Origin of the sequence: Allorhizocola rhizosphaerae, assembly GCF_003426775.1 — a bacterium.
Classification (GTDB): domain Bacteria; phylum Actinomycetota; class Actinomycetes; order Mycobacteriales; family Micromonosporaceae; genus Allorhizocola; species Allorhizocola rhizosphaerae.
Map to the genome: position 1 here is coordinate 1 of NZ_QJUG01000222.1, position 13,652 is coordinate 13,652.

At 68.1% G+C, this 13,652-nt stretch carries 14 protein-coding genes and 1 pseudogene; 5 read left to right on the plus strand and 10 right to left on the minus strand.

Features of this window, described 5'->3' with window-relative positions; genetic code table 11:
- Positions 1-433: 433 nt before the first annotated feature.
- Genes DM816_RS33525 through DM816_RS33540 form a run of 4 tightly spaced genes read right to left on the minus strand, consistent with a single transcriptional unit; the run spans position 434 to position 3,806 of the window.
- Complete coding sequence (locus DM816_RS33525) at positions 434-1,552, minus strand: Mrp/NBP35 family ATP-binding protein (protein WP_117214487.1); 1,119 nt, start codon at positions 1,550-1,552, stop codon at positions 434-436.
- Positions 1,553-1,561: 9 nt separating this feature from the next.
- Positions 1,562-2,083 (minus strand): DUF1003 domain-containing protein, encoded by a 522-nt coding sequence (locus DM816_RS33530; protein WP_117214488.1) that lies wholly within the window; start codon positions 2,081-2,083, stop codon positions 1,562-1,564.
- The gene (locus tag DM816_RS33535; protein ID WP_117214489.1) at positions 2,076-3,311 is read right to left on the minus strand and encodes a magnesium transporter MgtE N-terminal domain-containing protein; all 1,236 of its coding nucleotides are present in this window, start codon (positions 3,309-3,311) and stop codon (positions 2,076-2,078) included. The genes DM816_RS33530 and DM816_RS33535 overlap by 8 nt, the downstream gene beginning before the upstream one ends.
- 12 nt (positions 3,312-3,323) lie before the next feature.
- Positions 3,324-3,806, minus strand: a complete 483-nt coding sequence (locus tag DM816_RS33540; RefSeq protein WP_117214490.1) for a hypothetical protein — start codon at positions 3,804-3,806, stop codon at positions 3,324-3,326.
- A gap of 294 nt (positions 3,807-4,100) precedes the next feature.
- Between DM816_RS33540 and DM816_RS33545 the strand changes: the two genes are divergently transcribed.
- Positions 4,101-4,988: a DMT family transporter gene (locus tag DM816_RS33545; RefSeq protein ID WP_246002505.1), complete on the plus strand. Its 888-nt coding sequence runs from the start codon at positions 4,101-4,103 to the stop codon at positions 4,986-4,988.
- Here DM816_RS33545 and DM816_RS33550 read toward each other — a convergent pair.
- A complete protein-coding gene (locus DM816_RS33550; RefSeq protein ID WP_117214492.1) occupies positions 4,936-5,700 on the minus strand; it encodes an SDR family NAD(P)-dependent oxidoreductase in 765 nt (254 codons plus the stop codon). The genes DM816_RS33545 and DM816_RS33550 overlap by 53 nt on opposite strands.
- A gap of 36 nt (positions 5,701-5,736) precedes the next feature.
- Between DM816_RS33550 and DM816_RS33555 the strand changes: the two genes are divergently transcribed.
- Together DM816_RS33555 and DM816_RS33560 are read left to right on the plus strand one after the other, a co-directional pair.
- Complete coding sequence (locus DM816_RS33555; protein WP_117214493.1) at positions 5,737-6,105, plus strand: DUF4190 domain-containing protein; 369 nt, start codon at positions 5,737-5,739, stop codon at positions 6,103-6,105.
- Positions 6,106-7,152 carry a class I SAM-dependent methyltransferase gene (locus DM816_RS33560; protein ID WP_425455304.1) on the plus strand — a complete coding sequence of 349 codons (1,047 nt, stop codon included), beginning with the start codon at positions 6,106-6,108 and terminating at the stop codon, positions 7,150-7,152.
- Here DM816_RS33560 and DM816_RS33565 read toward each other — a convergent pair.
- Together DM816_RS33565 and DM816_RS33570 are read right to left on the minus strand one after the other, a co-directional pair.
- Complete coding sequence (locus tag DM816_RS33565; protein ID WP_117214494.1) at positions 7,053-8,111, minus strand: hypothetical protein; 1,059 nt, start codon at positions 8,109-8,111, stop codon at positions 7,053-7,055. The two genes, DM816_RS33560 and DM816_RS33565, sit on opposite strands and share 100 nt — an antisense overlap.
- Complete coding sequence (locus DM816_RS33570) at positions 8,095-8,991, minus strand: biliverdin-producing heme oxygenase (RefSeq protein WP_117214495.1); 897 nt, start codon at positions 8,989-8,991, stop codon at positions 8,095-8,097. The genes DM816_RS33565 and DM816_RS33570 overlap by 17 nt, the downstream gene beginning before the upstream one ends.
- A gap of 96 nt (positions 8,992-9,087) precedes the next feature.
- Here DM816_RS33570 and DM816_RS33575 point away from each other — a divergent pair, with 96 nt between their 5' ends.
- Positions 9,088-9,540: a hypothetical protein gene (locus DM816_RS33575; RefSeq protein WP_117214496.1), complete on the plus strand. Its 453-nt coding sequence runs from the start codon at positions 9,088-9,090 to the stop codon at positions 9,538-9,540.
- Between the two features lie 37 nt (positions 9,541-9,577).
- Here DM816_RS33575 and DM816_RS33580 read toward each other — a convergent pair whose 3' ends face one another.
- The 3 genes from DM816_RS33580 to DM816_RS33590 form a co-directional block, all read right to left on the minus strand.
- Complete coding sequence (locus DM816_RS33580; RefSeq protein ID WP_117214497.1) at positions 9,578-11,266, minus strand: DEAD/DEAH box helicase; 1,689 nt, start codon at positions 11,264-11,266, stop codon at positions 9,578-9,580.
- Positions 11,267-11,445: 179 nt separating this feature from the next.
- Positions 11,446-11,673: a DUF3107 domain-containing protein gene (locus tag DM816_RS33585; protein WP_117214498.1), complete on the minus strand. Its 228-nt coding sequence runs from the start codon at positions 11,671-11,673 to the stop codon at positions 11,446-11,448.
- A 104-nt stretch (positions 11,674-11,777) separates the two neighbouring features.
- Positions 11,778-12,422 carry a TetR/AcrR family transcriptional regulator gene (locus DM816_RS33590; protein ID WP_425455305.1) on the minus strand — a complete coding sequence of 215 codons (645 nt, stop codon included), beginning with the start codon at positions 12,420-12,422 and terminating at the stop codon, positions 11,778-11,780.
- Positions 12,423-12,572: 150 nt separating this feature from the next.
- Between DM816_RS33590 and DM816_RS33595 the strand changes: the two are divergent.
- Positions 12,573-13,652, plus strand: a pseudogene (locus DM816_RS33595) (hypothetical protein); the annotation flags it as partial.

Below are 13,652 nucleotides of genomic sequence, written 5' to 3' on the forward strand. Positions count from 1 at the left end.
CAGCGCAGATCTCAACGCCCCCATGGCCGACCCACCCCCTCCACCCTCCAAACCCCTCCCCCGCTCCTACGAGGACATGACCTGACCCCCTTTCGGGTTGATCATGAACTTAAGTCCATGTTCGACGGCGTGTCGCCACGCCAATTTCATGGTCAATCTCGCAAGAGAGATCCGGCCGCGCCGGGCACTGGGCGCATTGGGCACCAGGCCGCGCTGCTGGCCGCGACAGCCACTAGTCCGCGGAGGCGCTTGGATGCGCCAGGCACCGGGCGCATTGGGCACTGGGCCACGCGGCACTGGGCCACGCGGCACCAGGTCGCTAAGCGGCCGGTTTGGCTGGACGGCGCCGCGGGCTCAGGTGTTGACCATGAAGTTCAGGGCACGACACACCCCGTCAAACATGAACTAAGTTCATGATCAAACGAAAGCGGAGTCAGCGGGCGGGGGTTAGGCCGAGGGGTTTGCCGACGAGGGATTCGCGGCGCAGTGCGAGCTGGTCGGCGACTGCCGCGAGAGCACGGGCGGCGGGGGAGTCCCAGTGGGAGAGCACGACCGGTGTGCCGTCGTCGCCGCCCTCGCGCACCCGCGTGTCCAGCGGGATCTGCCCGAGCAGCGGCACCCGCCCGCCCGTGATCCGGGTCAGCGACTCGGCCACCGCCTGACCTCCGCCCGAGCCGAACACCTCCATGGTTGAGCCATCCGGCAGGGTCAGCCAGGACATGTTTTCGATCACACCCACCAGCCGCTGGTGGGTCTGCATGACGATGGCACCCGCCCGCTCGGCCACCTCCGCAGCCGCCTGCTGCGGCGTGGTCACGACGAGGATCTCGGCGTTGGGCAGCAGTTGCGCCAGGGAGATGGCCACGTCTCCGGTGCCGGGCGGCAGGTCGAGCAGCAGCACATCGAGGTCGCCCCAGTAGACGTCGGCGAGGAACTGCTGCAGCGCCCGGTGCAGCATCGGGCCGCGCCACACCACGGCCGCGTTGCCGCTGGTGAACATGCCGATCGAGATGACCTTCACGCCATGCGCCTGCGGCGGCATGATCATGTCTTCGACCTGGGTGGGCCGGCCCTCCACGCCGAGCATGCGGGGCACCGAGTGCCCGTAGATGTCGGCGTCGATGACCCCGACCGAAAGCCCGCGCGCCGCGAGGGATGCGGCCAGGTTGACCGTGACGCTGGACTTGCCGACACCGCCCTTGCCCGAGGCGACGGCATAGACGCGCGTGCGCGAGTTGGGCTGGGCGAACGGGATCACCGGCTCGGCCGTGGCCCCGCCGCGCAACTGCTTCTGCAGGGACTGCCGCTGCTCACTCGACATCACACCGAACTCGATGTCGACCCGCTCGACCTCCGGCACGGTCACGGCCGCGGCCGTGATGTCTTCGCGCAGCTTGTCGCGCAGCGGGCAGCCCGCGATCGTCAGCAGGATGTGCACCTTGGCCAGGCCGCCCTCGACGGTCGCCGAGGAGACCATGCCGAGCTCGGTGATCGGCCGGCGGATCTCCGGATCGTTGACCTTGGATAGCGCTGTCATGAGGGCGGCGGACATGCCGCAATGCTATCTCTCCCGCTTCCCGGCCTTACTGGAGCGCGGTTTCTCGTATCTGCGCTTCGCCGCGTCATCGAGCTCCATCACCAGCCTGGTGAGCTCGGAGCGGACGAAGTCGCGCGTGGCCACGTCGCCGAGCGCCATCCGCAGGCCGGCGATCTCGCGTGCCAAATATTCGGTGTCGGCCTTCTGCGCGGTCGCCCGGCGGCGGTCCTCCTCCACCGACACCCGGTCGCGGTCGGCTTGGCGGTTCTGGGCGAGCAGGATCAGGGGAGCCGCATATGACGCCTGCGTGCTGAAAAACAAATTCAACAAGATGAAGGGGTACGGATCCCAGCGCAGTCCGAACAATCCGATCAGGTTGAGCGCGAGCCAAACGATCACCGCAACGGTCATCCACACCAGGAAGTGTGGTGTTCCCATGAAGCGCGCGAACTTCTCGGCGAAGCTGCCGAACGCCTCAGTGTCCAGTGTGGGCACGCGCACCCGGAAACCCCTGGGTGCACGCGGCTGATCGAGCCGGTCACTCATGCTCGCGCCAGCCCTTGGGCAGGATGTGGTCGAGCAGGTCGTCCACTGTCACCGCGCCGACCAGGCGCCCGTCGGAGTCCACCACCGGCATGGCCACGAGGTTATACGTCGCCATGCGCTTGGTGATCTCGTCGAGCGGCACGCCTGGTTCGAGCGGGTCGATGTCGGTTTCGAGCACCCCGCCCAGCAGGTCGCCCGGCGCCTCGCGCAGCAGCCGCTGGAAATGCGCCGTGCCGATGTAGCGCCCGGTGGGCGTGTCGATCGGGGCACGTGTCACAAAGACCTGCGCCGCCAGGGCCGGCGGAAGGTAGGGCTCCCGGATCCGGGCCAGCGCATCGGCGACCGTGAAGTCCGGCGTCAAAATAATGGGCTCACTGGTCATCACCGCACCCGCCGTACCCGGACGGTACTGCATCAATGCGCGCACCGGCGCCGACTCTTCGGGCGTCATCAGGTCGAGCAGATATTGCCGCTGCACCGGGGGAAGCTCCGCGAGCAGGTCCGCCGCGTCGTCGGCGTCCATTTCCTCCAGGATGTCGGCCGCCCGCTCCTGGTCGAGCCGGATCAGGATTTCGACCTGCTGCCGCTCGGGCAGCTCCGAGAGCATGTCGGCCAGGCGCACGTCGTCCAGCGCGGCCGCGACCGCGTGTCTCCGCTCGCTGGGCAGGTCTTGCACCGCGTGGGCCAGATCGGCCGCACGCATGTCTTCGAGCAGCGCGAGCAGCGAGTCGGTGCCCTGGCCGGACGTCGACTCGACCAGCCCGGTCAGCTCCGCCCAGTCGAACTGGCGCAGGTGGCCGCGCCGGGTCAGCCCGCGCCCGGTCATCTCCTGCACGGCGACACGCCCGAGATACCACAGCCCGGGGCGGTCGGACTCCATCGCGATATCGACAACCGTGCCCTGCTTGCCGACCGGGCCGGTGACCCGGCGGTCGAGCAGCTGGCCAAGCACCAGCACCTCGGCGGACGTCTGCTGAAACCGCCGCACGTTGACCACGCCGGAGTTGAGCACGACCCCGCCCGAGTCCACCGACACCACCCGCCCGATGGGCAGGAAAATCTGACGGCGTATCGGCAGCTCCGCCACGAACCCGGTGACCTGTGGGGGCGCACCGCCCGAGCGCAGCCGCGCGACCACGTCGCGGACCCGGCCCACGTGGTCGCCGTTGGGGTCGTAGACGGCGAGACCGGCGAGCCGGGCGACGAAGACCCTTGTCACCGTGGGCACAGTTGAATGCTATTAGCGCCTGCGGCGCACTCGGTGAAGTTTGAACGGTTTCCAGCCCGCATTGGACGCGATGGTCGGTCTGGGCTCGGCCGCGCCGGATGCCGTGCTCCGGGGTAACGGGTCGCCCGCGGGCGCGAGCGCCCAGATGGCACACTCCCGCGACCAACGCTCGACCACCTGCTCGGCGGGGCCGCTGGAGTTGAGGCGCTTGCCGGCGAGCTGCGGCGCGACCGTCTCCCACACGTCCATCTCGGGCCGGATCTGAGTGACCGTGGCGGGATAGGACACGACGTTGCCGCCGTGATCGCCGCGCAGGGTCACCGTGACCACCGACTCCTCGCCGATGCCGGGCAGCTTCTGCTCGCCCGCGCCGGTCACGAGGAAGATCCGGCCGTCGAGCGGCATGCACCACAGGGCATGCGCGGGCCCCCCATCGACCGAGAACCAGCCGATGCTCGCCTTCTTGCCGGCCTCCTCGATCAGCGGGTGCGTCATAACTCGATCCTCCTGTCGGTTTGCCCGCAAAGCAAGCTTGGCCGCCCCCGGTTTGACTCTGTTCAGGCGAAGCCGTGGTTTTGCGCGGGTGTGGCCGGGCGCGGAGCGATCCGGGCGTAGCCGCTGCGGGAAACATGGGTTTGGCTGTGTTCAGGCGAAGCCGTGGTTTTGCGCGGGTGTGGCCGGGCGCGGAGCGATCCGGGCGTAGCCGCTGCGGGAAACATGGGTTTGGCTGTGTTCAGGCGAAGCCGTGATCCTGGCTATCTGCTGCCGGGAAATAGGGATACTACGGCGGTGTGGACCATCGCGGCGCTGGCGATTGGCGTGCTGTCCGTCTCGACTTCCGGGCCGCTGATCGCCTACGCGACCGCGCCCGCACTCGCGATCGCCTTCTGGCGCAACGCATTGGCGGCCGGCGTGCTCGCCCCGATCACCCTGAGCGTGCGGCGTGGAGAGCTGGCTCTTGCGCGTACCCACATAAAGATTTGTTTGATAGCGGGCCTGGCGTTGGCGGCTCATTTCGGCACGTGGGTGCCCAGCGTCAAGCTGACCAGCGTGGCGACGGCCACGGCGCTGGTGTGCATCCAGCCGGTGTGGGCCGGGCTGATCACCGTGTGGCAGGGCGGCAGGCTGGGCCGGCTCACCTGGATCGGGATCATCGCGGCCGTGGCCGGAGCCGCGATCGCGACCGGGCCGGACATCCGAGCGGGTGGGCCGGCGCTGGCCGGTGATCTGCTGGCGGTGGTGGGCGGGATCGCGGGCGCCATCTACAACATCGTCGGTGAACGGGCGCGGGCCGTGCTGACCACAACCACGTACACCACAGTCTGTTATGGAGCCTGCGCGGCGGTCCTCTTGACAACCTGCCTTGCCCTGAACACACCCATCGCGGGTTTCGGCGCGACCGCCTGGCTCATCATCATCGGGCTGACCGTGGGGCCGCAGCTGCTCGGGCACTCGATGTTCAACTATGCGTTGCAAAAGGTGCCCGCCACGGCGGTCAGCGTGATCGTGCTGCTGGAGGTGCCGGGCGCGGGCCTGCTCGGGTGGGTCTGGCTGGGCCAGACCCTTTCCGTGCCAACGCTTTTCGGCCTTGTGCTGGTGATCGTGGGCGTGGCGGTGGTGGTGGCTACCCCTGCCGCACGGATTGACCGCCGTCGACTACCAGCATCTGACCTGTGATGTAGCCCGCGCCGGGGGAGCACAGGAACGCGATCGCCGCGGCCACCTCCTCCGGCGTGCCGGGCCGGCCCTTGGGCGTCTCGTATCCCTGCTTCAGCTCGGTCAAAGTGGAGGCCGAGGTGTGGATGGTCCCCGGCGCGACCGCGTTGACCGTGACCCCGTCGGCGACCAGCTCCATGGCCAGCGCCCGGGTCAGGCCGAGCACGCCGGCCTTGGCCGCGGCGTAGGCCGCCTCGGCCGGAAGCGCGTTGACCGGCCCGGCCGTGGCCGACAGGTTGACGATGCGGCCCCAGCCCCGCTCCGACATGCCGCTCAGGAAGGCCCGGCTGCACAGGAACGCGGTGGTGAGATTGCGGTCGATCTCAGCGCGCCACTCGTCGATGGACAGCTGCGCCACCGGCCGGATCACCTCAACGCTGGCCCGGCTGGTGAGACCGGCGTTGTTGACCAGGATGTCGACGTCGCCCAGCTGCTCGGTCACGGCGTCGGCGAGCGCGCCCACCTCGGCCTCAAAGGTGAGGTCGGCGACGAAGCCGAGCACGCCGAGCTCACCGGCGCGCTCGTGGATGCGGCGAGTCGTGGAGACGACGGCGACCTTGGCACCCAGCCCGGCTAAGAGACCGGCCGTGGCATAGCCGATGCCGTGCGGGCTGCCTGCTCCGGTGACCAACGCCACCTTTCCGTCCAAGCGGAAAACATCGCCAGTAGTCATAGAGGAACCATAGCCCTCCCCTCTTACAGTGACCGAATGGTCATGCCTTCGTGGACGCCACCTCCCTCGCAATTCCATTACCACCACACCGGATGGGCGCAGCGCCCGCCCACCAACGGATTGGCCACCGCCGCGATGGTCGTGTCGATCATTGGCGTGGCAGGGCTGTGCGCCTGGGGACCGCTCTCGATAGTCGTCAGTCCGGTCGGCGCGATCCTCGGCCACATGGCCAAGCGCAAAATACGCGCCACGGGCGAGTCGGGCGACGGGATGGCGCTCACGGGCATCATTCTCGGCTGGGTCGGGCTCGGTCTGAGCATCCTCGTGCTCGCCGGCTCCATCGCCCTGTTCTGGTGGATCAACACACTGCCGCCCGATTACTTCGAGGATCCGTACTCTTATTAGGTGGCCATTAGCCTGCAAGAAGCGCTCGAAGAGATCCGTGAGCTGGTCTACTCGCCGGGGTTTGTGCGTGCCCACGCCAAGGGCGTGACCATCCGGCCGGTGATGCTCAAGGCCGGCCGCCGGTTCCAGGTCGTGACCCGGGACGGGCTGGACACCAAAAACGTGACGTCGGTCGATGACGTGCTCGCGCCGGCGGCGTGGACCGTGGAGACCACGTCGGGCACGGTGCGCATGCAGCTGACGAAGAAGGGCGCGATCCTGCACCGGTCATCGAGCTCTGCTTCACCAGAGCTGGAGCATGATCGGTCCAAGGAGCACCTGCTCGACCCCGGCGATGCGCTGTTCGACGTCGTCGGGGGCAACGCGGCCAAGCGCCGGCAGGTGGACGCGTTCCTGCGGCAGCTTCCCAGGCTCAGCGGCAAAGTGAGGATAGTCGATCTCGGCTGTGGCAACGCCTACCTGACGTTCGCCGCGTATGCCTACCTGTCGCGGTTGGGGATCGACGTGGAGCTCGTCGGGGTGGACGTGCGCGAGGACCAGCGCATCCGCAACACCGAGATCGCCCGCCGGCTGGGCTGGCCCATCCAGTTCGTCGCGGGCGAGATCGCCACTGTGGAGCTGGAGCCGCCGGACATGGTGTTGGCGCTGCACGCCTGCGACACCGCCACCGACGACGCGCTGGCTCGCGCGGTGCAGTGGCGGGCCAAGTGGATCCTCGCCGCGCCGTGCTGCCACAAAGACGTGTCTCGGCAGCTGCGCAGCAAGCCGTCAAAGTTGCTTACCGCGCACGGGATTCTGCGCGAGCGCTTCGCCGACGTGCTCACCGATGTCGTGCGTGCCGGGCTGCTGCGCGAGCACGGCTATGACGTCGAGGTCGTGGAATTCATCGATTCGGCGCACACCCCGCGCAATGCGCTCATCAAGGCCGTCTACACGGGGCGCGGGCATCACGACCCGTCGCTGACCAAACTGTTGGACGAGTGGGATATCAAGCCCGCGATGGTCGAAGCGGTGTCGGCCAGGAGCGTGTCGGGCGCCAGCGGCTGACCGGCCAAAGTGGACACTGCCGTTGCGAAGCCCGGCAGCACGAACCCGTCGTCCTCGGCGATCCCGGGAGCCAGGCGCGCAAGCGAGTCGCGGGTGCGGCCCCACGCGTCAAGCAGTTCCGCGCGGGAAGGCACGCCGAACCCGTGCCCGACCGGCGCGCTGTGCCGCAGCTTCACGATCGCCGAGTCGTTGAGCGTCAAGGCGAGCTTGCTTCCCTGGCGCACCAGCTCAGAGTCCTCATTGGACAGCCGGTTGTAGACGAAGCACGGGCGGCCACACTGCGCCGCGCATACCGCGAGGGCGTGGGAGACGTTGGAGTGCTGGCGATCCAGATAGGTGCGCCAGCCGGTCGCGTTCTCCCGGGCGACCGTCAAAAGCCGTTTGGCGGCAGACTTTTCGGCCTTCCCATGTGGACAGTCGCGATCGTCGAAGTCGCCCCAGGCCGAGCCGTCGCCGCCCACGGCACTCGGCAGCAGAGCGGGATCGCCGGCATGCCCGAGCACCTGTTCCCAGACGAGCAGCGGCGCGTACTCGCTTGCGATGTGCACGGCCGCGACCACTGCGGTGGTCTCGCGCCGCCGGAAGTGCGCGTCGATGACTTCGAGCAGGAGCCGGTACAGCGGGCGCAGGCTGCCCAGCGCGCCCCGATGGAGCTCGCGCGGCGACTGCGGCATGCGGCACTCCAGCGCGCGTTCGCGCAACGCGAGTGGTACCTCATCGCCCTTGACCCGGTCGGCGACCTCGTGCTCGGTGTTGGCGTCGGCCGCCGCGTCCACCTCGCCGAAGTCCTCGGCATCGAGGTCCATCAACCGCTGCCCGAATGCGCAGAGCTGCTGCAGCTGCGCCACATCGAGGGTGGTCAGATCGGCGCCGCCCGCGCCCTCGGCGAGCAGCGCGGCCACCTCCGCGAAGGCATAACGCCTGGTCAGCGCGCCAAGCGCGTCAAGAGCCGTGTCCACGAGCCTCATGGTAGAGGCGGGTGACCTCGGCCCGGACCTGCGCCCTTTCGGTGAGTCGCTGGGAGAAGGGGATTCTGATTTGTTGTGTGGTACCGCTGACGTCCGCCACGAACTCGATGCCCTCCGCATCCATGCCCGACATGCGAGCCGCGGTCGCGTCCGGGACTCCCCCGAGGACACGGCAGATCAGGAGCGAGTCGGCGGCGTGGTCGTCGTTCATGTGGCGCATGATCTGGGCCACGACGTCGGCCGTGAACGGATTGCGATGCTCCCGGCCGAGCTCGGCCAGGACCGAGGCGTTCAGGCGGTAGGCCAGGCGCACCTCGTCGATCACGCGGTCCTGCTCGACGGCGTCCCAGCCCGCGCTGTTGAGCTGGTTGCGGTAGTCCTCCTTGAACGCGATGAGGTCACCGATCCGGTCGAACGAGTAGAAGCGCAGGCCGTCCCCGCCGAGCTGGAGCCCGTAGGCGCGGGCGAGCGCCTGGGCAACGAACTGGCCGCCCGACAGGTCGCCCAGGTAGCGCAGGTAGTGGTGGGCCACAAAGCCCGCGTGCCAGGTGAACGCGATTTCCTTGAGGCGGGCGAGGTATTCGTTGGTGGCTTCGTTCGGGCTGATTTCTTCGCGCCATCGCGGGCCGATGAGGTACCGCAAATCTGCCTTGAGCGCGTCGACGCGGTTGAGTGCGGGGGTGTGGAATCCGCTGGAGTACACGGCGGCCGCCCGTTCGAGCGCCTCGTAGAGGAAGTAGTGCTGCGCGGTGTGGGCGGCGTGCGCCCTAAGCGAAAGCCGGCCCTTGGTCAGCTCGGTGAGGAACGTGTCGCGCTCCGCCGAGCTGTGATCGTCCCAGGTGGCGGCGCGGAGGCGGGCGGCGAAATCCATGCGCGAAACCCTACATGTTAGGCAAACCTAACCTCAAGCAAGAGCCTCATATCGACTGACGTCCGTTGTCAGTGGACCGGCTCTACTGTCACGGGCATGAACGATTTCGACTTTCTCGCCGGCAAATGGAACGTGCACAACCGGGCCCAGGACAAGTGGCTCGTCGGCAGCACGAACTATGTGGAGTTTCCCGGGTACCACGAGGGCGGCGTCCACATGGACGGCACGATCAGCTTCGATGAGATCGTCTTCCCGACGCGCGGAAAGGCCGGAGTGACCTTCCGGGTCTTCAACCCGGAGACCGAGGAATGGTCGATCTACTGGGTGGGCAGCAGCACGGGCCGCATGGACCCGCCCGTGGTCGGCAGGTTCGCCGGCGGCGTCGGCACCTTTGTCGGCGACGATGTGTACGAGGGCCGGCCCATCAAGGTGCGGTTCACCTGGGACAAGACCGACCCGGAGCATCCCCGCTGGCAGCAGGAACTGTCCGATGACGACGGTCAGACCTGGGAGCTCAACTGGATCATGGAGTTTTCCCGCGTCGAATAGAGTGCGGGCCCGGGACTTGCGTCCGGGCCCGTGTGCCTCATTCGGCGGTGGTCGTCGCGGGGCCGCCACCACGGCGGCGCCTGCGCCGCTTCGGTTTCGCTGCGGTCGTGCCGTCGGCCTCTGTGACGGGTGCTGCGGCGTCCGCGACCGGAGCCACCCTGCGCCTGCGCCGACTTGGCGCCGGCATGTCATCGGTGGCGGCCACGGTGCCCTCGGCGCCTGTGACTTCGGCATCCGGCCCGACACGGCGCCTGCGCCGCCTGGGTGGCGATGACTCCGCCTCGGCCACACTCACATCCGCGCCCAATGCGGGCTCGGTGTCGCCTTCCGCCGGTGTGGACAGCCGGCGGCGCTGGCGCTGGCGCTTGGGCGCGGTCGTCTCGGCGGCCTGACCCTTGGGGCGCCGGCGGGAACGCCCGCCGCCCAGGTCCTCCTCGGCCTCGGCGTCCAGGCCCGCCCGCGATCGGTTGGCGCTGGGCAGCGTGCCCGTCAGACCCGTCGGGATGGAAAGATCGGTGTAGATCCACGGCGACGTGTGGTAGGTCTCCGGCGGGTCGGACAGGTCCAACCCGAGCGTCTTGTCCACCAGCCGCCAGCGCGGCATGTCCTCCCAGTCGACGAACGTCACCGCGACGCCCGTCGCGCCCGCGCGGCCGGTGCGGCCTATGCGGTGCACGTAGGTCTCCGCGTCCTCAGGGCAGTCGTAGTTTATGACATGTGTCACGCCGGACACGTCGAGCCCGCGCGCCGCCACGTCGGTGGCGACCAGCACGTCGACCTTGCCCGAGCGGAACGCGCGCAGCGCCCGCTCCCTGGCGCTCTGGCCCAGATCACCGTGAACGGCCGCGGACGCGAACCCGCGGAAGTCGAGATCCTCGCTCACCCGGTCGGCGTTGCGCTTGGTGCGGGTGAAGATCATGGTGAGCCCGCGGCCGTCGGCCTGCAGGATGCGCGCGAGCAGCTCAAGCCGGTTGAGCTGGTGCGTGCGGTAGGCGAACTGCCGGGTCTGCGGGCTCACGCCGAGCTCGTCGGACGAGTGCCCGGCGTGCACCGTGACCGGGTTGCGCAGGAACTTGCGCGACAGGGTCACGATCGGGTCGGGCATGGTGGCCGAGAACAGCATGGTCTGCCGGTCCTCGGGCAGCATCGACAGGATCTTCTCGACGTCGTCGAGGAAGCCCAGGTCGAGCATGCGGTCGGCCTCGTCGAGCACGAGCGCGCGGATGCGGTCGAGCTTGAGCTGCTTCTGCTTGGCCAGGTCGAGCAGGCGGCCGGGCGTGCCGACCAGGATCTCGACGCCCTTGCGGAGCGCCTCGACCTGCGGCTCGTAGGCGATGCCGCCGTAGATGGGCAGCACGCGGATGCCGCGCGTCTTGCCGGCACCCTCGATGTCCTTGGCGACCTGCAGGCCGAGCTCTCTGGTCGGAACCACCACGAGCGCCTGGGGCATGCCGTCTGCCCCCTCGTCCTTGCTCAGGACGCGCTCCAGCAGCGGCACGCCGAAGCCCAGGGTCTTGCCCGTGCCGGTCGGCGCCTGGCCGATCATGTCTCCGCCGCGCAGCCCGATGGGCAGCGCGTATTCCTGGATGGCGAAGGCTCGTTCGATGCCCATCGCGGTGAGCGCGGTCACAGTCTCGGGTCGCGCGCCCAATTCTCTGAATGTCGGTTTTCGATCTTGTGTCATGGGGTTATGGGGTGCCCTTGTTAAGTGCGCCCCTTTTCTCATCTAAAGGGCGCTATGTGTCGTCTTCGCACGGGCCGCACGTTGATTTCGCCGTTTCCACGGCCGCTAATCCACGGGCCTCACGTGCAGACATGGGCATTTGGCCCATGTCAACTCGCCTATCCTACGTGGTGAAGACGCTTTGGCACACCAACAGTGAACATCTATCTCGCCGGCCACGCCTAGCGGACGGTGAACCCCACCGGCCGGGTCGAAGCCTCCGCGATCTCGACATAGGCGAGCTTGTCCAGCGGCACGATCACCCGCCTGCCCTTGTCGTCGACGAGGCTGAGCAACTTCTTATCCGAGGCGAGCGCGTCAGTCACGATCTTTTCCACCTCAGCGGGTGACAACGCGCTGTCCAACGTCAGCTCACGGGAAGCGAACTGAACGCCGATTTTTACCTCCACCGAATCCTCCTACCGCAAAGGCTTGGAATGAACCTTAGCTCATGCCATTGCGCCGGCCTTGGCGTGAGCGAGTCCCGATCTCATGATTGAACTCGCGAGCTCGCTCAGTGCTGCTCGTGGTGCAACGGGAAGCCACCGATGCCGCGCCACGCCAATGTGGAAAGCAGCTGCTCGGCCTCCTCCTGCGAGACCTCGCGCCCGCCCGCGAGCCAAAACCGCGCGGCCACCTGTGCCGCACCACACAGCCCAGCCGCAAGCATCTCCGCCTTCGCTCGGCTCACGCCGGTGTCCGCCATGATCGTCTCGGTGATCGCCTCGACCGCGACCCGCTCCATGCGGTCCACGCGTGCCCGGACGGCCGAATCGTTGCGCAGATCGGACTCGAAGACCAGCCGGAAAGCCTCGCTCTCATGGGACACGAACTCGAAGTAGGCGTGCATGGCGCCGCGCACCCGCTCCGCGTTGTCCGTGGTCTTGGACATGGCGTCACGAATATTTTCGGCGAACGCGTCGCAGTGAGTGTCCAAAAGGGCCAGATAGAGCTCGAGCTTGCCAGGAAAATGCTGGTAGAGCACTGGTTTTGACACGCCGGCCCGCTCGGCGATGTCGTCCATCGCGGCGGCGTGATAACCCTGTGCGACAAAAACATCCTGCGCAGCGGCGAGCAGTTGTTTGCGCCTTGCCGACCTCGGCAATCTCGTGGGGCGGCCCGTCGCGCTGGATGCGGCGGTCATTGAGATCTCCTCCATAAGACGGATCTTGTGGAACTGGCCCGTCGTTGCAACTTATCGTCATTCACCGTTCACGGTAGCCTCTTCCGTGAGGCGACCGAGGAGCGCACGGTGGATGGTCTAGGACAAACCAGTAACGGCCGATCGGGTGATCACGAAGGAAACGGCGTGGTCAACGGGCATTCCTGGGCTGCACATAACTGGTCGAGCGCGGGCGCCGCGCTCGAACCGTCGATGGATCAACTTCCCACCTTCCCGCAGGCCGGCCCGCCGGCCAAGCTTGATCACAATGATGACTCGTTGACCACCACGCTGGTGCGCCCTCCGCATTTCGTCCCGTTTTCCATGGCCGAGGATCCGTATGCGGACGAGCTCGCGCAGAGATCGGCGGAGTTCGCCAGGCACGCCGCCCTGGACGACCCCACGCCGCCGCAGGGTCTGCCCTCGCTGCCGCCCCACTGGGGCACGCCAAACGACGACCCGCCGCTGGCCGCGTCGCTGAGCCTGGGCCAGCGGTTCGAGCTCGCCTTCGCCGACGAGCTCGACGATGAGGCCGAAGAGGAGGACGGGGAGCCCACCGACGCGATACCCCAGGTGGAGCCGCCCGCAGCGGCTGCACCCACGGTTGACAACAACACTCGGGGTGCCTCCGCGGGTGATCACGCCTGGGCCCCCGTGGCCGGTGATCACGCTCGCGTTTCGCATGCGGCTGGCAATCCGGCCTGGGTTGCGGCCCCGGTTGATCACGTGCCCCGGGTTCCGCCCGCGTTGGATCACTCGTCGCAGATGCTGGCCGCAGCCGATCATGCTCGGCTTCCCCCGGTGGTTGATCAGATCCGGCGAGAGCGCGAGTGGGAGCGGGAGCCCGAGCACGCCCTGCGCGAAGACGAGCACGCGCTTCCCCAGCGGGTGCCCAGCGAGCCGGACGTGCCCGAAAACCTCGAACCGGCTGACGACATGCCGCTCGCCGGGATGCCCCAGCTGAGCCGGATCGCCTCCGCGCTGCGCCGCCCCGACGACTTCCGCCCGGCCGAGCGTCAGGCGGGCTTCGACACCGACGCGGTGCTCTCGGCGGTCCGGGCGGTCGCCGGGGTTCGTGAGGCGGTCATGCGGACCACCCCGACCGGTGCGCATCACCTGCGGCTGGAGCTCGCCGAGGGCGCCGACCCGGCCACCATCAGCCGCATGGTCGCACGCATGCTGCAGGAACAGATGGGCATTGATGCCGCGCTGGCCGGTGACGGCCCG

Coding starts and splice junctions, on each gene's coding strand:
- DM816_RS33525 (WP_117214487.1), bottom strand. CDS start 1,552: ATGTCCGCCGCCCTCATGACAGCGCTATCCAAGGTCAACGATCCGGAG.
- DM816_RS33530 (WP_117214488.1), bottom strand. CDS start 2,083: ATGAGTGACCGGCTCGATCAGCCGCGTGCACCCAGGGGTTTCCGGGTG.
- DM816_RS33540 (WP_117214490.1), bottom strand. CDS start 3,806: ATGACGCACCCGCTGATCGAGGAGGCCGGCAAGAAGGCGAGCATCGGC.
- DM816_RS33550 (WP_117214492.1), bottom strand. CDS start 5,700: ATGACTACTGGCGATGTTTTCCGCTTGGACGGAAAGGTGGCGTTGGTC.
- DM816_RS33555 (WP_117214493.1), top strand. CDS start 5,737: ATGGTCATGCCTTCGTGGACGCCACCTCCCTCGCAATTCCATTACCAC.
- DM816_RS33570 (WP_117214495.1), bottom strand. CDS start 8,991: ATGGATTTCGCCGCCCGCCTCCGCGCCGCCACCTGGGACGATCACAGC.
- DM816_RS33575 (WP_117214496.1), top strand. CDS start 9,088: ATGAACGATTTCGACTTTCTCGCCGGCAAATGGAACGTGCACAACCGG.
- DM816_RS33580 (WP_117214497.1), bottom strand. CDS start 11,266: ATGAGAAAAGGGGCGCACTTAACAAGGGCACCCCATAACCCCATGACA.
- DM816_RS33590 (WP_425455305.1), bottom strand. CDS start 12,422: ATGGAGGAGATCTCAATGACCGCCGCATCCAGCGCGACGGGCCGCCCC.